22 protein-coding genes are annotated in these 16,866 nt (G+C 69.6%); 1 reads left to right on the plus strand and 21 read right to left on the minus strand.

Features of this window, described 5'->3' with window-relative positions; genetic code table 11:
• Nucleotides 1-298 precede the first annotated feature (298 nt).
• From ACFHWU_RS04200 to ACFHWU_RS04210, 3 genes are all read right to left on the minus strand, one after another.
• Nucleotides 299-1,279, minus strand: a complete 981-nt coding sequence (locus tag ACFHWU_RS04200; RefSeq protein ID WP_416589937.1) for an aldo/keto reductase — start codon at nucleotides 1,277-1,279, stop codon at nucleotides 299-301.
• Nucleotides 1,280-1,307: 28 nt separating this feature from the next.
• A complete protein-coding gene (locus tag ACFHWU_RS04205; RefSeq protein WP_416551290.1) occupies nucleotides 1,308-2,984 on the minus strand; it encodes an ABC-F family ATP-binding cassette domain-containing protein in 1,677 nt (558 codons plus the stop codon).
• A gap of 89 nt (nucleotides 2,985-3,073) precedes the next feature.
• A complete protein-coding gene (locus ACFHWU_RS04210) occupies nucleotides 3,074-3,688 on the minus strand; it encodes a class I SAM-dependent methyltransferase (protein ID WP_416551408.1) in 615 nt (204 codons plus the stop codon).
• A gap of 651 nt (nucleotides 3,689-4,339) precedes the next feature.
• On the opposite strand from ACFHWU_RS04210, the gene ACFHWU_RS04215 reads away from it, so the two are divergent.
• A complete protein-coding gene (locus tag ACFHWU_RS04215) occupies nucleotides 4,340-5,098 on the plus strand; it encodes a hypothetical protein (RefSeq protein WP_416589851.1) in 759 nt (252 codons plus the stop codon).
• Nucleotides 5,099-5,105: 7 nt separating this feature from the next.
• Here ACFHWU_RS04215 and truA read toward each other — a convergent pair whose 3' ends face one another.
• From truA to rpsH, 18 genes are all read right to left on the minus strand, one after another.
• Entirely contained in the window at nucleotides 5,106-5,939 is an 834-nt protein-coding gene (gene truA, locus ACFHWU_RS04220; RefSeq protein ID WP_416551288.1) for a tRNA pseudouridine(38-40) synthase TruA, read from the minus strand.
• A gap of 143 nt (nucleotides 5,940-6,082) precedes the next feature.
• Nucleotides 6,083-6,658, minus strand: coding sequence for a 50S ribosomal protein L17 (gene rplQ / locus ACFHWU_RS04225; protein ID WP_416589852.1), 576 nt, complete (start codon nucleotides 6,656-6,658; stop codon nucleotides 6,083-6,085).
• 34 nt (nucleotides 6,659-6,692) lie between these two features.
• A complete protein-coding gene (locus tag ACFHWU_RS04230; protein ID WP_278173705.1) occupies nucleotides 6,693-7,715 on the minus strand; it encodes a DNA-directed RNA polymerase subunit alpha in 1,023 nt (340 codons plus the stop codon).
• Between the two features lie 114 nt (nucleotides 7,716-7,829).
• Nucleotides 7,830-8,456: a 30S ribosomal protein S4 gene (gene rpsD / locus ACFHWU_RS04235; protein ID WP_416567410.1), complete on the minus strand. Its 627-nt coding sequence runs from the start codon at nucleotides 8,454-8,456 to the stop codon at nucleotides 7,830-7,832.
• A 14-nt stretch (nucleotides 8,457-8,470) separates the two neighbouring features.
• A complete protein-coding gene (gene rpsK, locus ACFHWU_RS04240; protein WP_007073011.1) occupies nucleotides 8,471-8,878 on the minus strand; it encodes a 30S ribosomal protein S11 in 408 nt (135 codons plus the stop codon).
• Nucleotides 8,879-8,939: 61 nt separating this feature from the next.
• On the minus strand, nucleotides 8,940-9,320 hold the full coding sequence (rpsM, locus tag ACFHWU_RS04245; RefSeq protein WP_123606127.1) for a 30S ribosomal protein S13: 381 nt from the start codon (nucleotides 9,318-9,320) through the stop codon (nucleotides 8,940-8,942).
• Between the two features lie 242 nt (nucleotides 9,321-9,562).
• Nucleotides 9,563-9,676 (minus strand): 50S ribosomal protein L36, encoded by a 114-nt coding sequence (rpmJ, locus tag ACFHWU_RS04250; protein ID WP_012184307.1) that lies wholly within the window; start codon nucleotides 9,674-9,676, stop codon nucleotides 9,563-9,565.
• Between the two features lie 88 nt (nucleotides 9,677-9,764).
• Complete coding sequence (gene infA, locus ACFHWU_RS04255; RefSeq protein WP_007073013.1) at nucleotides 9,765-9,986, minus strand: translation initiation factor IF-1; 222 nt, start codon at nucleotides 9,984-9,986, stop codon at nucleotides 9,765-9,767.
• A 382-nt stretch (nucleotides 9,987-10,368) separates the two neighbouring features.
• Nucleotides 10,369-10,947, minus strand: a complete 579-nt coding sequence (locus tag ACFHWU_RS04260; RefSeq protein WP_416589853.1) for a DUF1707 SHOCT-like domain-containing protein — start codon at nucleotides 10,945-10,947, stop codon at nucleotides 10,369-10,371.
• Nucleotides 10,948-11,030: 83 nt separating this feature from the next.
• Nucleotides 11,031-11,879 (minus strand): type I methionyl aminopeptidase, encoded by an 849-nt coding sequence (map, locus tag ACFHWU_RS04265; protein WP_416589854.1) that lies wholly within the window; start codon nucleotides 11,877-11,879, stop codon nucleotides 11,031-11,033.
• A 6-nt stretch (nucleotides 11,880-11,885) separates the two neighbouring features.
• Entirely contained in the window at nucleotides 11,886-12,539 is a 654-nt protein-coding gene (locus tag ACFHWU_RS04270; protein ID WP_416551283.1) for an adenylate kinase, read from the minus strand.
• A complete protein-coding gene (secY, locus tag ACFHWU_RS04275) occupies nucleotides 12,540-13,871 on the minus strand; it encodes a preprotein translocase subunit SecY (protein WP_416589855.1) in 1,332 nt (443 codons plus the stop codon). It abuts the gene before it with no gap.
• A gap of 230 nt (nucleotides 13,872-14,101) precedes the next feature.
• On the minus strand, nucleotides 14,102-14,545 hold the full coding sequence (rplO, locus tag ACFHWU_RS04280; protein ID WP_278173697.1) for a 50S ribosomal protein L15: 444 nt from the start codon (nucleotides 14,543-14,545) through the stop codon (nucleotides 14,102-14,104).
• Nucleotides 14,545-14,727: a 50S ribosomal protein L30 gene (rpmD, locus tag ACFHWU_RS04285; RefSeq protein ID WP_416551281.1), complete on the minus strand. Its 183-nt coding sequence runs from the start codon at nucleotides 14,725-14,727 to the stop codon at nucleotides 14,545-14,547. The genes rplO and rpmD overlap by 1 nt, the downstream gene beginning before the upstream one ends.
• Before the next feature lie 28 nt (nucleotides 14,728-14,755).
• Nucleotides 14,756-15,370, minus strand: coding sequence for a 30S ribosomal protein S5 (gene rpsE / locus ACFHWU_RS04290; protein ID WP_123606133.1), 615 nt, complete (start codon nucleotides 15,368-15,370; stop codon nucleotides 14,756-14,758).
• A gap of 69 nt (nucleotides 15,371-15,439) precedes the next feature.
• Nucleotides 15,440-15,823, minus strand: coding sequence for a 50S ribosomal protein L18 (gene rplR / locus ACFHWU_RS04295; RefSeq protein ID WP_416551407.1), 384 nt, complete (start codon nucleotides 15,821-15,823; stop codon nucleotides 15,440-15,442).
• An 8-nt stretch (nucleotides 15,824-15,831) separates the two neighbouring features.
• Nucleotides 15,832-16,374: a 50S ribosomal protein L6 gene (gene rplF, locus ACFHWU_RS04300; RefSeq protein ID WP_416589856.1), complete on the minus strand. Its 543-nt coding sequence runs from the start codon at nucleotides 16,372-16,374 to the stop codon at nucleotides 15,832-15,834.
• A 17-nt stretch (nucleotides 16,375-16,391) separates the two neighbouring features.
• The gene (rpsH, locus tag ACFHWU_RS04305) at nucleotides 16,392-16,799 is read right to left on the minus strand and encodes a 30S ribosomal protein S8 (protein ID WP_123606136.1); all 408 of its coding nucleotides are present in this window, start codon (nucleotides 16,797-16,799) and stop codon (nucleotides 16,392-16,394) included.
• Nucleotides 16,800-16,866: the final 67 nt, after the last annotated feature.

Here is a 16,866-nt window from a genome sequence, read left to right on the forward strand (position 1 = left end):
CAACGCCACGACACCGTTGCCGAACCGCTAATTGATCATTGACTGACGGCTGTCCTAAAAATCGGCACGAAGCACCGCGATCCGCAGCCGGCCTCCACTCCACGCAATGCAGGTACCCGATCATCGGCGGAAGTCCAGCCGAGGAGTCAGGATCATGGGAGGCTCAGCCGTGCCGGCACTCCCCCGGCGCGGCCGGTGACGCGAATCAGCTCGAGGGAACCGTCATTGTCGTCAAAACGGCCCCGAGACAACAATGTGGGTTCCCTCGGCGCCGTGGCGCGATCCGGTCCAGCGCCGGTCAGCTCAGCGAGCCGCCGGGGCCGGCGGGCTCCGGCAGGATCGACCGCAGTTCGGCGAGGTCGGCGGCGTCCGGCTGCCACGACCCGGCGACGGCGTTCGCCCGTACCTGCTCGGGGTTGGTCGCCCCGGCGATCACCGACGCCACGGCCGGCTGCGCGGCCAGGCCGCCGATCGCGACCGCGAGCAGCGGCACATCCCGCTTCGCGGCGTACCCGTCGAGGGCCTCGATGACGTCCCACGGCGCTCCACCGAGCCGGGCGGCGTACCGGCTGCTCTCGCCGGCCAGCCGGCTGCCCGGCGGCGGCGCCTCGCTCCGGCGGTACTTGCCGGTCAGCAGCCCGTCGGCGAGCGGGAAGTACGGCAGCAGCCCCAGGCCGAAGCGCCGGCAGGCCGGCACCACCTCCCGCTCCACCCGCCGGTCCAGCAGGTTGTACTCGTTCTGCGCACTGATGAACGGTGACAACCCGGCGGTACGCGCGACCCACGCCGCCTCGGCGATCTGCCAGCCAGCGAAGTTCGAGCAACCCACATAGCGGACCTTGCCGGCACGGACCAGGTCGTCCAGGGCCCGCAGGGTTTCCTCGACCGGGGTGACCGGGTCCGGCGCATGGAACTGGTACAGGTCGATGTGGTCGGTGCCGAGTCGACGCAGCGACGCCTCGACGGCCCGCATGATGTACCGCCGCGAGCCGCGTACCCCGTGGTCGACGCCGTTGCGGCCGGACATGTCCATGCCGAACTTGGTGGCCAGCACCACGTCGTCGCGGCGGCCGCGCAGCGCCGCCCCGAGCTGCTCCTCGGAACCGCCGTGCGGGGTGCCGTAGATGTCGGCGGTGTCGAACAGGGTGATCCCGGCGTCGATCGCCGCGTCGACCACCGCCCGGGTACCGGCGGCGTCGAGCTTGCGGCCGAAGTTGTTGCAGCCGAGCCCGACCGCCGACACCATCAGCCCCGAGTCGCCCAACCGGCGGTAGATCATCTCCGTCACACCGGCCAGCCTACGACGGTCAGCGTACGTCCCAGACCGGCTCGGGGACCTCGACCACCTCGCCGTCGCCCTGGAACAGCACGAACCGGTCGAAGGACCGGCTGAACCAACGGTCGTGAGTGACCGCGATCACCGTACCCTCGAAGGCCTTCAGCCCTTCCTCCAGCGCCTCTGCCGACGCCAGGTCCAGGTTGTCGGTCGGCTCGTCGAGCAGCAGCAGGGTGGCGCCGGACAACTCCAGCAGCAGCACCAGGAACCGGGCCTGCTGGCCGCCGGAGAGGGTGCCGAACCGCTGGTCGCCCTGGCCGGCCAGGTCGTAGCGGCTCAGCACGGCCATCGCCGCGTGCCGGTCCATCCCGTCGCGGTGGTCGTCGCCGCGCCACAGTACGTCGGCGAGGGCCTGGTCGAGCAGTTCCGGCCGGTCGTGGGTCTGCGAGAAGTGGCCGGGACGCACCCGGGCGCCGAGCCGGACCTTGCCGTCGTGGGCCACCGGGGCGAGCGTCGTGCCAGCGATCGGGCCAGCCGCCGGGTCCGGGTCGGTGCCGCCCCTGGCCAGCAACCGCAGGAAGTGCGACTTGCCGGTGCCGTTGGCGCCGAGCACCGCGACCCGGTCGCCGTACCAAATCTCCAGGTCGAACGGGTAGGTCAGCCCGTCCAGCTCCAGCTGCTCGCAGATCACCGCCCGTTTGCCGGTGCGGCCGCCGGACAGCCGCATCCGCAGCGACTGGTCCTTCGGCGGCAGCGGCGGCGGCCCGGCCTCCTCGAACTTGCGCAGCCGGGTCTGCGCGGCCTGGTACCGCGAGGCCAACCCGTCGTTGTACGCCGCCTTCTGCTTGTACATCAGCATCAGCTCGCGCAGCTTCTCGTGCTCCTCGTCCCAGCGGCGACGCTGCTCCTCCAGCCGGGCGTGCCGGGCGACCCGCGCGTCGTGCCAGCTTGCGAAGCCGCCGGGGTGGGTCCATGCGGAGCCGCCTTCGACGGCGACCACCCGATCGGCGGTCTGGGCCAGCAACTCCCGATCGTGCGAGACGTAGAGCACCGACTTGGTCGACTCGCGCAGCCGCTGCTCCAGCCACCGCTTCCCGGGTACGTCGAGGAAGTTGTCCGGCTCGTCGAGCAGCAGCACCTCGTCGGTGCCACGCAGCAGCAACTCCAACGCGAACCGTTTTTGCTGTCCACCGGAGAGTGTCCGGACGGGACGGCTATGGACCCGGTCCCACGGCAGGTCGAGCACGGCGGTGGCCACCGTGTCGAAGACGACCTCGGCCTCATAACCGCCGGCTTCGCCCCAGGCGGCGAGGGCGTTGGCGTACCCGATCTGGGTTTTCTCGGCGGCGGCCGGGGTCGCGCCCGCAGCCTCCGCAGCATGCACGGCCCGTTCGGCGGCGGCGAGCCGTTCTCCTGCGGCCCGCAGCGGCGGCGGGGCGAGCGACAACGCCAGGTCGGCGAGGGTACGGTCGTCGCCGATCATGCCGATGAACTGCCGCATCACGCCGAGCCCGCCGGAGCGGGCGACTGCTCCGGTGGCCACCGGCAGGTCACCGGCGACCATCCGCAGCAGCGTCGTCTTGCCGGCCCCGTTCGGGCCGACCAGCGCCACCTTGGCACCCTCACCGACCCGGAACGACACGTCGGCAAAAAGCTCCCGACCGTCCGGCAGGGTGTGCCCCACCGCGGCCACGTCCACGTATCCCACCCCGGCATGGTGCCTGATCGGGCCTGTCGTCGGCAGCTGAGATTCGCACCACCGGGTGAGCGACTGGCACTGGCGAACCGAAGTGGCGGTCAGTCGGCGCGGTTGGTGACCCGCAGCACCCGGTAGCCCTTCTGGCTGGCGTGCCGGTCCACCTGCCAGCCCTGCTCCCGCAGCCACTGCTGCACCGAGTCGCCGCCCAGGTAGCGGGCGATGACCAGCCAGCCGACGCCGCCCGGGGCGAGGCGGGGCAGCCAGCGGGCGAGCAGGGCGTGCAGCTCCGCCTTGCCGACCCGGATCGGCGGATTGGACCACAGCTGGGTGAAGGTGAGCTCCGGCGGCACGGTGTCCGGATCGGCCACTCGGACCCGGTCGGCGACGCCGAGCCGGTCGGCGTTGAGCAGGGTGAGTTCGCGGGCGCGGGCGTTGACGTCCACCGCGTGGACCGTGGCGGCCGGTGCCTGGTCGGCCAGCACGCAGGTGATCGGGCCGTACCCGCAGCCGAGGTCGAGGAAGGGGCCGGGGTCGGTCGGCGCGGGCAGGTCGGCCTTGCGCAACAGTACGGCGGTGCCCGGGTCGAGCCGGCCGGCGGAGAACACCCCGGCGGCTGCGGCCAGGGTGTAGTCGCGGCCGGCGACCGTGAAGTCGATCTCCGACCGTACGTCCGCGGTGCCGGGTTGCGGGCTGAAGTAGTGGTCGCCGGTCACCGGGGCATTGTCGCCCAACCTGGGTACGGCGTCGACGGCGGTCATCACGATCGAAATAGGCTTATGCCCGATCTTCAATTGATGCAAGTCTTGACCGGCAGCTCTCCCCCCAATCCATCCGTTACTCTGTGCGACATGACGTACGGGTACGAATCCGGCGCGGACCGCCGGCCGATTCGACCCGATCAATCGGTTCGGCCGCCGGGGTCCGCCGGTGAACCGCCGAGGCCACCGCGCCCCCGGCCCCAGCCGCCGCCCCGACCGCATCCCCGCGCTCAGCCTCAGCCGCATCCTGGACCGCCACGTCGGCCACCGCCTGCCGCACCGCCGCAGCGCGGTGCCGGGCCGGCACACTACGTTGTGCCACCGCCGCGTGGCTTCCCTGCGCCGCAGGCATTCCGCCCACCGCAGACTTTGCCGCCGCAGGCCGTACCGAGACCGGCGGACGGCGAACCTGCTGCGCCCGGATTGTCGTCCCGTACCGCCAGGGCGCGTCGTCAGACCGGCCGCGGGCGGCCGGGTACCGCCCCGCCGCCGGGCAGGACCCCCCGACCGCGTCGCCACCCGACCGACGGTCCCACTGAACCTCGCGGCCGGCGACCGACCGGGCCGGCCACGGCAGGGTGGTCGTCGACGAAGCTGTGGCAGGTCGTGATCAGCGGCGTCGCCGTCCTGCTGATGCTCGGCGTCTGCGGGCTTAGCTCGTACTTCATCGTCGTCGACGAACGCAACGGACGGGCGGCGGCGGGTGCCCCGGCGGCGGCACCGGCCGTGGTCCCCCGGGACATCAGCTCCCGGCAGGCCGACCCGCAGCCGCTCACCGTTGAGGAGGTCTTCCCGACCGGTGACATCGTGATCGACCCGGCCGAGCCACCGTACCGGCTGCTGAAGACCCAGATCGAGGAGCGCTGCCGGGCGGCGGTCGCCGGCGACATCGGCACCCTGCTCGACGAGCTCGGCTGCAACCAGGTGGTCCGCGGCACGCTACGGTCACCGACCGGCGAGTACCTGATCACCACCGGGGTGTTCAACCTGGCCGACGCCTCCGGCGCGGAATGGGCACACACCCGGATCAAACCGATGGTCGACGAGGAGAAGGGCCGCTTTCAGGGCATGATCGCCGACGAGGGGACCGAGGCGATCGCGCTCTCCTCCGCCCAGGTCGGCTGGCACTCGCTCGGCCACTTCCTGATGTACTGCGTGATCGCTCGCGCCGACAGCGAACCGGTGCCCGCCGACGACCCGTACGCCCGGCAGATCCTCTTCGACATGCTGCAACTGCACCTGCAGACGAACGTACTGGAAAAGCGGGCGGTGCAGCCGGCGGCAGCGGACGACCCGGCCGGGTCCGACGGCGACGCGGCACCGGACGAGGCCGACGCGGAGGCCGGCGCGGCAGCGGCTCGGTGACCGGCCGTCAGCCGGCCGCCGGTAGCCGCAGCCGGCGGGTAACGCTGGCGCGGGCCGCGTACCCGGCCGGGTCGGTGGGGTAGCCGACCTCGACCAGGGTGAGCCCGTGCGGCGGGGCGACGGTAACCTCACTGGACCGTTCCCGCCGGGTCAGCAGGCTGCCCGGCCAGTCGACCGGCCGGCGGCCGTCGCCGACGAACAGCATCGCCCCGACCAGGCTGCGCACCATCGCCTGGCAGAACGCGTCCGCCTGTACGGTGCCGACCAGTGTCCCGTCCGCGTCCCGGCGCCAGTCCAGCCGGGTGATCTGCCGGATCGTGGTGGCATGCTCCTTACGCCGGCAGTACGCGGCGAAATCATGCTCGCCGACCAGCAGGGCAGCGGCGGCGTTCAGCGCGGCCAGGTCGAGCGGACGGGGCCAGGCAAGCGTGTCGTGCCGGCGCAGCGGCTCAGCACCGTACGGGGCGTCGGTGACCCGGTACGCGTACCGCCGGTAGGTGGCGGCGAACCGGGCCTCGAAGTCGGCCGGCACCTCGGTGACCGCCCGCACCCGGACGTCGCGGGGCAGCGTACCGGCGAACCGGCGCAGCAGCGCCCCGGACCGTTCGCTCCACACCTCGGCCGGCACGTCGAGGTGGCACACCTGGCCGGTGGCGTGCACCCCCGCGTCGGTACGCCCGGCCACGGTCAGCCCGAGTGCGACGCCTGGCCCGAACGCCCGGTCGAGTGCCTCGGTCAGCACCCCGGCGACGGTCCGCCGCTGCGGCTGCACCGCCCAGCCGGAGAAGTCGGTGCCGTCGTACGCGACATCGAGCCGCAGCCGGACGTACCCCTGCCGCACCTGATCCTCCTGTGTCGCATGGTTGCCGGAAAGGTCGCATGGTTGCCGGAAAGACGGTGGGACCCGACGCTGCTGTCGCAGCGCCGGGTCCCACCGGTTGTGCTCGTGCCGACTCAGGCCGTGTCGTCGCCTTCGGCGGCGGCTCAGGCCTTGTTGTCGCCTTCGCCGGCCGGGGCTGCCTGGGTCGCGCCCGTGTCGGTGTCACCGGAGGCCGACACCGGCGGCTCGGCGTCCTGGTCGGCCGCGGTGTCCGCGTCGGTACGCGCGGCCGGTGCCTCGTCGGCACCGGCGAGCGCCTCGACCTTGTCCTGCTGGGCGGCCGCCCGACGGTCGGCCTTGGCCGGCGCCGGGGTGGTCACCACCAGCTCCTCGACCAGCTCGATGATCGCCATCGGGGCGTTGTCGCCCTTGCGCGGTCCGGTCTTCACGATCCGGGTGTAGCCACCCGGACGGTTGGCGAACCGGGGCGCGATCTGGTCGAACAGCTCGAAGACCACGTCCTTGTCCCGCACGACGGTCAGCACCCGACGGCGCGAGTGCAGGTCGCCCCGCTTGGCCTTGGTGATCAGCTGCTCCGCGAGGGGACGCAGCCGCTTCGCCTTGGTCTCGGTGGTCTTGATCTTGCCGTACCGGAACAGCGAGGTGGCCAGGTTGGCCAGCATCATCCGCTCGTGCGCGGGGCTGCCGCCGAGGCGGGGGCCCTTGGTGGGCGTGGGCATGGTTGGTGCTCCTCAGTGGTGGCGGCAGCCGGCGTTACAGCTGCTCGGTCTCGCGGTAGTCGTCGGTGTCGTAGTCGGCTTCGCTGAAGGAGTCCACGACGTGTGCCGGGTCGAAGTTGGGCGCCGAATCCTTCAGGCCCAGCCCCATCCCGGCGAGCTTCATCTTGACCTCGTCGATCGACTTCTGACCGAAATTCCTTATATCGAGGAGGTCCGCCTCGGTCCGCCCGATCAGCTCGCCGACGCTGTTGATGCCCTCGCGCTTGAGGCAGTTGTACGACCGTACGGTCAGGTCCAGCTCCTCGATCGGCAGCGCCAGGTCAGCGGCCAGCTGGGCGTCCTGCGGCGACGGCCCGATGTCGATGCCCTCAGCGGTCTCGTCCAGCTCGCGAGCCAGACCGAACAGCTCGACCAGGGTGGAGCCGGCCGAGGCCAGCGCGGTACGCGGTCCGATCGACGCCTTGGTCTCGACGTCGATGATCAGCCGGTCGAAGTCGGTCCGCTGCTCGACCCGGGTCGCCTCCACCCGGTAGGTGACCTTGAGCACCGGCGAGTAGATCGAGTCGACCGGGATCCGGCCGATCTCGGCACCGGCCTGCTTGTTCTGCGCGGCGGTGACGTACCCGCGGCCCCGCTCGACGGTGAGCTCCATGTCGAGGCGGCCCTTGCCGTTGAGAGTGGCCAGCTTGAGGTCCGGGTTGTGCACCGAGACCCCGGCCGGCGGCTGGATGTCACCGGCGGTCACGTCACCGGGGCCCTGCTTGCGCAGGTACATGCTGACCGGCTCGTCGTGCTCGGAACTGACGCACAGCTCCTTGACGTTCATGACCAGCTCGACCACATCCTCCTTGACGCCGGGGATCGTGGTGAACTCGTGCAGCACGCCGTCGATCTTGATGCTGGTGACCGCCGCGCCCGGAATGGAGCTGAGCAGGGTACGCCGCAGCGAATTGCCGAGCGTGTAGCCGAAACCCGGCTCCAACGGCTCGATGGTGAACAGGGACCTCGTGTCGCTGATCGACTCCTCGGACAGAGTCGGCCGCTGGCTGATGAGCACGTACTTCTCCTTGGGTCGGGGCGACCGCTATATGACGCCCGTCGGTCGTGCGCCCGTCGACGGGGGCCGGGCCGGTGACGCCGGTCGACCGCGACCCCCGTCGACGGGGGTGGCTCACTTCGAGTAGAGCTCGACGATCAGCTGCTCCTGAACCTGCGTGTCGATTGTCTGACGCGCCGGCATGGAGTGCACGAGAATCTTCATCTGGCTGGGGATCGCCTCCAGCCAGGCCGGGACGGTCTTGGAACCGGCCTCGCCCTGGGCGACCAGGAACGGGGTGAGCTCCTTCGACTTCGCCCGCACCTCGACGATGTCGTGCTCCTTGACGCGGAACGAGGGGATGTCGACCTTATTTCCGTTGACCATGAAGTGCCCGTGCTTGACCAGCTGGCGCGCCATGTCCCGGGACTTGGCGTAGCCAGCCCGGTACACGACGTTGTCAATCCGGGACTCCAGGATCTGCAGCAGCACCTCACCGGTCTTCGCCTGCTTGGCCACTGCTTCCTCGTAGTAGCCGCGGAACTGCTTCTCCAGCACGCCGTACACCCGGCGGGCCTTCTGCTTCTCCCGCAGCTGGAGGAGGTACTCGGTCTCCTTGGTCCGACCACGGCCGTGCTGGCCGGGCGGGAAGGGCCGGGATTCGAACGGGCACTTCGGCCCATCGCACTTGCTGCCCTTGAGGAACAGCTTCATCTTCTCCCGCCGGCAACGGCGGCAGTCAGCACCCGTGTAACGAGCCATCTCTTCCTAACCTCTCAGACCCGGCGACGCTTCGGCGGACGGCACCCGTTGTGCGGCTGCGGCGTGACATCGGAGATCTGCCCGACCTCCAGGCCGACGGCCTGCAACGAACGGATGGCGGTCTCCCGGCCAGAGCCGGGGCCCTTGACGAAGACGTCGACCTTGCGCATGCCGTGCTCCATCGCCCGCCGGGCGGCAGCCTCGGCGGCCAGCTGCGCGGCGAACGGCGTCGACTTGCGGGAGCCCTTGAAACCGACCTGGCCGGCGGAGGCCCAGGAGATCACCGCACCGGTCGGGTCGGTAATCGAGACGATGGTGTTGTTGAAGGTGCTCTTGATGTGCGCCTGCCCGTGGGCGACGTTCTTGCGTTCCTTGCGCCGGACCTTCTTGACAGCGGCTCCAGCGCGAGCCTTCGGTGGCATGAGTTTTCTGCGCTCCTATTGAACGATCGAGGTATCCGGGCGGGCCCGGCGTCGGCCAGGACTACTTCTTGCCCGGCTTCTTCTTGCCGGCGACGGTCCGCTTCGGGCCCTTGCGGGTCCGGGCGTTGGTCCGGGTGCGCTGGCCATGCACGGGCAACCCGCGGCGGTGCCGGATGCCCTCGTAGCAGCCGATCTCCACCTTGCGGCGGATGTCTGCGGCAACCTCCCGACGCAGATCACCCTCGACCTTGAAGCTGGCCTCGATGTGATCCCGGAGCTGGACCAGCTCCTCGTCGGTGAGGTCCCGGACCCGCTTGTTCGGGTCGATGCCAGTCGCGGCAAGCGTGGCGATCGAACGGGTCCGGCCGATCCCGAAGATGTAGGTGAGCGCGATCTCCATCCGCTTCTCGCGGGGCAGATCCACGCCGACTAGACGTGCCATGTGCGGGCGTACTCCTCAAGTGGTGTGCACGGAGGTCTGAGCCCGCTCCACCCCGGCTGCCCTCGCCGACCACTCAGCTGAGTGGGCCGGCATGCCGGGCCCCGGCCTCCGACCGGGGGTTGCGCCACGGACACGGCGACATGGTCACCGGGTGCTCGCGGCTGGAACGAGCATGTGCTGTTGTGCGATCGGCCGCCTGAACCGCCCCGTCGCCGGCCCGGCTCCTGCCGGTCGGCTCGGGGTCAGCCCTGGCGCTGCTTGTGCCGGGGGTCGGTGCAGATGACCATCACCCGGCCGTGCCGGCGGATCACCCGGCACTTGTTGCAGATCCTCTTGACGCTCGGCTTGACCTTCACGGTGTGCCTTACTTCCGTTGACGCCCGGCCGCGTATGCGGTGCGGGCTTGAGGACGGACACGGGACGCCCCGGCCGGCCGTCAGGCGGTTACTTGTAGCGATAGACGATGCGCCCTCGGGTGAGGTCGTACGGCGAAAGCTCGACGACGACCCGGTCCTCGGGCAGGATGCGAATGTAGTGCTGCCGCATCTTGCCGCTGATGTGAGCCAGTACCTTGTGGCCGTTGGCGAGCTCCACCCGGAACATGGCGTTCGGTAGTGGCTCGATCACTCGACCTTCGATCTCGATGGCCCCGTCTTTTTTCGGCATGTCCTCCGCTGTCCTGACGTCGGTTGCTCGGGATCGGCTCACAACACCATTCGCGGACGGACCCGTCCGGCCTGCCGACCGTACCGATTCGTCCGCGCCAGCCGCGGCTCCAGACGTCTGACGACGGGCTCGGCCCGGGTTACGGAAACCCAGGCGACACCCGATCAGACACGGCCTGCCGAAGCGCAGAGCAGGCACGCTGGAGTGGACGCTGTGCGCCGATCTATCAGTGTACGCGGGTTGTCACGCGGACAGCAAACCGCGCGCTGCCGCAGGTCAGCATACCCGACAAAGCGGCAGGAGCAGGGAGTTTACCGGCGACCCGCCGGGCGTCGGTCAGGCCGCCGGCCGACCGCTTGGCGTCCGGTGTGCGGCCGGGTGGCTACCCCTGGCCCGGGGCCGGACCGCCGGACCCACCGGACTCGTGCTCGATCCGCTTCCGTTCCGCCTTCTCCTGCCTGGCCAACTGCTGCCGGGCCTGCTTGGCCGCACACCGCTGCGGCTCACCCTTGATCAGGCCCAGCACGGTGGTCACCAGCAGCACCGCACCCCACGGGCCGGCCACCCAGCCCGGCCAGAAGTACAGCAGGTTTTGAGTCATGACGCAGGTCACCGCCCAGATCGCGATGGTGATCCCGACCGCCGCCCCGTACCCGTCCCACTCGTTGACCAGCCACCGGCGGGTCGCACCGGGATAGCGCCCGTCCGGGCCGGGAGTCAACTCGGCGGGCAACCCGTCGGTGACGACCGGCGCCAACTGCGAGCGTCCGGCGGCGGTCACCGGTGGCAGATCGTCGAGCAGGCCGCCCAGATCACCGTACGTCTTCGCCGCATAGGCCCGCTGCAACCGCTCGTCGAACTCGGCAAGATCCAGTCGACCCTCGCTCAGCGCGTTACGCAACCGCTCGGCCACTGCCTCCCGGTCGGCGTCGGCCGCCCGCATCCCGTCCCGCCGATCCATGGCTACCAGCTTGACACCCCGGTGCCAGCCCGGCCAGACCGGCACCGGGCCGAGGGGCGGCCGGAGCCGGGGCAGGCCCCGGGTCAGCGTCGAGAATCGGCCGGCTGACGGGCGGTCACCAGATCGCCGAGCCGGGAACGCCCGCCGTCCGGCTCGGTCAACACCCAGACACCGTCCGGCAACAGCGCCATCGAATGCTCGACGTGCACCGCCATCGACCCGTCCCGGGTCACCACCGTCCAGCCGTCGGCGAGTTCGTTGGTGCGGGCCGACCCTTCGGTGATCATCGGCTCGATGGCCAACGCCATCCCCGGGACCAGGCGCGGGCCCTTGCCCGGCCGGCCGTAGTTGAGCACGTGCGGGTCCTGGTGCATCTCGGTACCGATCCCGTGGCCGCCGTAGCCCTCGACGATGCCGTACCGGCCGCCCGTGCGGATCGCCCGTTCCACCGCGTACGAGATGTCAGTGAGTCGGCCGCGGCCGCTGACCGCCCCGCGCGCCGCAGCGGCGATCCCAGCCCACAGCGCGTCCTCAGCGACCGTGATCATCCGCAGCAGCTCCGGACGTACCTCCCCGACCGGAGCGGTGAAGGCCGCGTCGCCGTGCCAGCCGTCCAGTACGGCTCCGCAGTCGACCGAGATGACGTCACCGTCGCGCAGCACCTGCCCAGCCGCCGGGATCGCGTGCACCACCTGCTCGTTGACCGAGGAGCAGATGGTCGCCGGGTAGCCGTGGTAGCCCTTGAACGACGGGACAGCGCCGGCGTCGCGGATCGTCTCCGCGGCGATGGCGTCCAGGTCGGCGGTGGAGACGCCGGGGGCGATCGCCGCCCGCATCCGGGCCAGGGCATCGGCGACCACCAGGCCGGCGGTACGCATCCGGTCGATCTGCTCCGGGGTCTTGAGCTGGATGTCCAACTGCTGGCGGCGCATCGGACGCTACCCGCCGTACGAACGCAGGGCGTCGATCGCGCGTACGGTGACGTCCTCGACCGGCCCGGTGGCGTCGATCCCGACCAGCTTGCCCTGGGCACCGTAGAAGTCGACTAGCGGCGCGGTTTTCTCGGCGTACTCCACCAGGCGATGGGCGATGGTCTCGGGCTTGTCGTCGTCGCGCTGGAACAGCTCGGCGCCGCACCGGTCACAGCGGCCCTCGGTCGCCGGCGCGTCGAACTCGACGTGCCAGATCTTGCCGCAGCCGCGACAGGTACGGCGACCGGACAGCCGCCGGATCACCTCGTCGTCGTCGACGACCAGCTCCAGCACCAGATCCAGCGCGGTGCCGAGGTCGGCCAGCAGCTTGTCCAGCGCGGCGGCCTGCGGAGTGGTCCGCGGGAAGCCGTCGAGCAGGAAGCCTTCGGCGGCGTCCGGCTCGGCCAGCCGGTCCCGGACCATGTTGATGGTCACCTCGTCCGGAACCAGCTTGCCGGCGTCCATGTATCGCTTGGCCTCGACACCCAGCGGCGTGCCCTGGGAGACGTTGGCCCGGAAGATGTCCCCGGTCGAGATCTTGGGCACGACCAGGTGAGCGGCGATGAACTCGGCCTGGGTCCCCTTCCCCGCCCCGGGGGGACCGACCAGTACCAGCCTCATCTACCGGAGGAACCCTTCGTAGTTGCGCTGCATGAGTTGGCTCTCGATCTGCTTCACGGTTTCCAGACCGACACCGACCATGATGAGCACGGCGGTGCCGCCGAACGGGAAGTTCACGTACTGGTCGCTGTCCAGCCAGATGAAGAAGAAGTTCGGCAGCACAGAGATGATGCCGAGGTAGAGCGCACCGGGGAGGGTGATCCGGCTGAGGATGAAGTCGAGGTACTCGGCCGTGGGCCGGCCCGGCCGGATGCCGGGCACGAAGCCACCGTACTTCTTCATGTTCTCCGCGACCTCGGTCGGGTTGAACGTGATCGACACGTAGAAGTACGTGAAGAAGATGATCATAAAGAAGTACGTGATGATGTAGATCGGGCTGGTCGGGTTCGCCAAGTTGTTCTGGATCCACGCCTGGACCTGACCAGGGTCGTTCGGATCGAAGAACTGCAGCCCGAGCTGCGGCAGGTAGAGCACCGACGAGGCGAAGATCACCGGGATGACCCCGGCCTGGTTGACCTTCAACGGGATGTAGGTCGAGGTGCCGCCGTACATCCGCCGGCCGATCATCCGCTTGGCGTACTGCACGGGGATCCGGCGCTGTGCCTGCTCGATGAAGACCACGGCGGTGATGACCACCAGGACCAGCACGATCACCAGACCGAACATGCCCCAGCCGTGGGTGTTCTTGATCGTCCACCCCTCGCTGGGCAGCCGTGCCGCGATCGAGGTGAAGATCAGCACCGACATGCCGTTGCCGACACCCCGGTCGGTGATCAGCTCGCCGAGCCACATCACCATGCCGGTGCCGGCGGTCATCGTGATGACCAGCACGCTGAGCGTCAGCCAGATCGGCAGGCCGGTCCCGTCGGGGATGATCGGGTAGTCGTCGCACAGGTTGTTGAACAGCTGACCGGAGCGGGCCAACGCGACGAACGCCGAGGCCTGCAGGATACCCAGGCCCAGGGTCAGGTAACGGGTGTACTGGGTGATCTTGACCTGGCCGGACTGCCCCTCCTTGCGGAGCTGCTCCAGCCGCGGAATGACCACCGTGAGCAGCTGCAGGATGATCGACGCGGTGATGTAGGGCATGATGCCCAGCGCGAAGACGGACAGGGACAGCAACGCACCGCCGGAGAAGAGGTTCAGCAGGGTGAAGACCCCGCTGGAGTCCCCGGACTCCATGACGGTGATGCACTGCTGCACGTTGCCGTACGACACGCCTGGGCTCGGCAGCGTGGCGCCGAGCCGGTAGACCGCGACGATGAAGACCGTGAACAGCAGCTTCTTGCGCAGGTCAGGCGTGCGAAACGCACTGAGAAAGGCGGAGAGCAACTTCTTCCTCCTGCGCGAGGCGGCCGCCGGATGTTCTGGCGGGTCGGGATGGGTGCGGAGCGCCCGATATCCATGGCTGGCATCGGACTCTAACAGTCCGGCGTCGGTCTGGGCAGGCGTGCCTAGAACATACACCGGTCCCGATATTAACGGGACGGAGGCTTCACCAGTAGGCCGTGGCGCCCGTCAGTCGCGGACAACTGAGCGAGCGCCACGTCCAAGCTGGGCGTTCAGAGCTCGGTGACCGAGCCGCCAGCTGCGGTGATCTTCTCCTTGGCCGACCCGCTGAACGCGTGCGCCGACACCTGGAGAGATACACCACCGAGGTCGCCGCTGCCCAGCACCTTGACCGGCTGGCCCTTGCGGACCGCACCGGACTCGGCCAACTGCTGCGGACCGACCTCACCACCGTTCGGGAAGAGCTCCGCCAACCGGTCCAGGTTGACCACCTGGTAGACGACCTTGAACCGGTTCTTAAAGCCCTTCAGCTTCGGCAGACGCATGTGGATGGGCATCTGCCCACCCTCGAACGCCGCCGGGATGTTCTTGCGGGCCTTGGAGCCCTTGGTGCCCCGACCGGCGGTCTTGCCCTTGGAGCCCTCACCGCGGCCCACCCGGGTCTTCGCGGTCTTGGCCCCCGGCGCCGGCCGGAGGTGGTGGACCTTGATCGCCATTACTCGACCTCCTCGACCGTCACGAGGTGGTTCACGGTGAAGATCATGCCCCGGATCTCGGGCCGGTCCTCCTTGACCACCACGTCGTTGATCCGCTTCAGACCGAGCGACCGCAGCGACTCCCGCTGGTTACGCTTGGTCCCGATCCCGGACCGGACCTGGGTCACCTTGAGACGTGCCATCACAGCCGCCCTCCGTTCATCTTCGCTGTCACGCCCCTGCGCCCGCGCGGGACGCGAGCATCGCGGCTGGGGCCACGTCCTCGACCGGCAGGCCACGCCGGGTGGCGACCGCCTCCGGCGACTCCAGGCTCTTCAGCGCGGCGACCGTGGCGTGCACGATGTTGATCGGGTTCGACGAGCCGAGGCTCTTGGAGAGCACGTCGTGGATGCCCGCGCACTCCAGCACCGCACGCACCGGGCCACCGGCGATCACACCCGTACCGGCGCTCGCCGGCTTGAGCAGGACCACGCCGGCGGCGTCCTCGCCCTGCACCGGGTGCGGGATCGACGCGGCGATCCGGGGCACCTTGAAGAAGTGCTTTTTGGCCTCCTCGACGCCCTTGGCGATCGCCGCCGGCACCTCCTTGGCCTTGCCGTAACCCACGCCGACCGTGCCGTCACCGTCGCCCACGATCACCAGGGCGGTGAAGCTGAAACGCCGACCGCCCTTCACGACCTTGGCGACCCGGTTGATCGCGACGACGCGCTCCAGGTGTGGGGTCTTCTCGACGGGCGCGTTGCCGCGACCGCCCTCACGGCGGTTGTCGCGGCGACCACCTTCGTTGCCACCGGACCCGCCGCCACGACGCTGTTGACCTGGCATCAGCAGCCTTCCTTCCTACTCGTGACGGGGTTTGCTTCGATTTGCGTCTGGACAGGCATCAGACGGCCGCTAGAACTCGAGTCCGGCTTCGCGGGCGGCGTCGGCCAGCGCGGCGATCCGCCCCGCGTACCGGTTGCCCCCACGGTCGAACACGACCTTGGAGATACCTGCCGCCTTGGCCCGCTCGGCGAGCAGCGCGCCCACCTTGCCGGCCAGTTCGCTCTTGGCACCCGCGGTACCCCGCAGCGACGCGTCCATGGTCGACGCGGACGCCAGGGTGTGGCCCTTGGTGTCGTCGACGATCTGGGCGACCATGTGCTTCAGGGAACGGGTGACCACCAGGCGCGGCCGCTGCGCGGTCCCGCTGAGGTTCTTGCGCACCCGGAAGTGCCGGCGCGCCCGCCCGATGGCACGCCGCGCGGAGACGCTCCCGCCCGCCCGACGCTTCAACAGTGTGGCGCTCACTTCTTACCTGCCTTTCCGGCCTTGCGGCGGATGACCTCGCCCTGGTACTTCACGCCCTTGCCCTTGTACGGCTCCGGCGGGCGGATCTTCCGAATGTTGGCGGCGACCTCACCGACCTGCCACTTGCTGATCCCGGCCACGTGGAACAGCGTCGGCCGCTCCACGGTGAAGGTGATCCCCTCCGGGGCCGGCACCAGCACCGGGTGCGAGAACCCGAGCGCGAACTCCAGGTCCTTGCCCTTGGCGGTGACCCGGTAACCCGTACCCGCGATCTCCAGGGTCTTTCGGTAACCGTCGGTCACCCCGATGACCATGTTCGACACCAGGGTGCGGCTCAGCCCGTGCAGTTCCTTGGCCTGGCGCTCGTCGTTGGCCCGGTTGATCTGGAGCTGACCGTCCTCGGCCCGCTCAACGGTGATCGACTCGGGCAGGACGTGCGACAGCTCGCCCTTGGGGCCCTTGACCGTGATGGTCTGGCCATCGATCTTGACATCGACGCCGGCCGGCACCGGGATCGACTTACGTCCAATACGCGACATTGTTACCAGTCTCCCGATTACCAGACGAAGGCGAGGACTTCCCCGCCCACGCTCCGCTTACGGGCCTGCCGGTCGGTGAGCAGCCCCTGGGACGTCGAAATGATCGCCACGCCCAGGCCGCCGAGCACCCGGGGCAGCTCATCCGACTTGGCGTACACCCGCAGACCCGGCTTGGACACGCGCTTGATCCCGGCGAGGCTGCGCTCCCGGTTCTGGCCGTACTTCAAATCGACCACCAGCCGCCGGCCGACGGCACCCTCTGCGGGGTCCTCGACCTGCCAGGTCGAGATGTAACCCTCGGCCTTGAGGACCTCGGCGATGTTCGCCTTGACCTTCGAGTACGGCATCGTCACCCGGTCGTGGTACGCCTGGTTGGCGTTGCGCAGACGGGTCAGCATGTCTGCGATCGGGTCGGTCATCGTCATGGGTCTCGTCAACCTTTCTCGCCGGGGTTCCCGGTGGCTGTGCCACCGGGCCTACGGCGAAGACCTG

Origin of the sequence: Micromonospora sp. LOL_015 (assembly GCF_048060275.1) — a bacterium.
GTDB lineage: Bacteria > Actinomycetota > Actinomycetes > Mycobacteriales > Micromonosporaceae > Micromonospora_E.

Coding starts and splice junctions, on each gene's coding strand:
- ACFHWU_RS04270 (WP_416551283.1), bottom strand. CDS start 12,539: ATGAGGCTGGTACTGGTCGGTCCCCCCGGGGCGGGGAAGGGGACCCAG.
- rpmD (WP_416551281.1), bottom strand. CDS start 14,727: ATGGCACGTCTCAAGGTGACCCAGGTCCGGTCCGGGATCGGGACCAAG.
- rplF (WP_416589856.1), bottom strand. CDS start 16,374: ATGTCGCGTATTGGACGTAAGTCGATCCCGGTGCCGGCCGGCGTCGAT.
- infA (WP_007073013.1), bottom strand. CDS start 9,986: ATGCCGAAAAAAGACGGGGCCATCGAGATCGAAGGTCGAGTGATCGAG.
- rpsD (WP_416567410.1), bottom strand. CDS start 8,456: ATGGCTCGTTACACGGGTGCTGACTGCCGCCGTTGCCGGCGGGAGAAG.
- ACFHWU_RS04260 (WP_416589853.1), bottom strand. CDS start 10,947: ATGGATCGGCGGGACGGGATGCGGGCGGCCGACGCCGACCGGGAGGCA.
- rplO (WP_278173697.1), bottom strand. CDS start 14,545: ATGGCGATCAAGGTCCACCACCTCCGGCCGGCGCCGGGGGCCAAGACC.
- rpsM (WP_123606127.1), bottom strand. CDS start 9,320: ATGGCACGTCTAGTCGGCGTGGATCTGCCCCGCGAGAAGCGGATGGAG.
- map (WP_416589854.1), bottom strand. CDS start 11,879: ATGCGCCGCCAGCAGTTGGACATCCAGCTCAAGACCCCGGAGCAGATC.
- rpsH (WP_123606136.1), bottom strand. CDS start 16,799: ATGACGATGACCGACCCGATCGCAGACATGCTGACCCGTCTGCGCAAC.
- rpsE (WP_123606133.1), bottom strand. CDS start 15,370: ATGCCAGGTCAACAGCGTCGTGGCGGCGGGTCCGGTGGCAACGAAGGT.
- ACFHWU_RS04200 (WP_416589937.1), bottom strand. CDS start 1,279: ATGATCTACCGCCGGTTGGGCGACTCGGGGCTGATGGTGTCGGCGGTC.
- rpsK (WP_007073011.1), bottom strand. CDS start 8,878: ATGCCACCGAAGGCTCGCGCTGGAGCCGCTGTCAAGAAGGTCCGGCGC.
- rplQ (WP_416589852.1), bottom strand. CDS start 6,658: ATGCCCACGCCCACCAAGGGCCCCCGCCTCGGCGGCAGCCCCGCGCAC.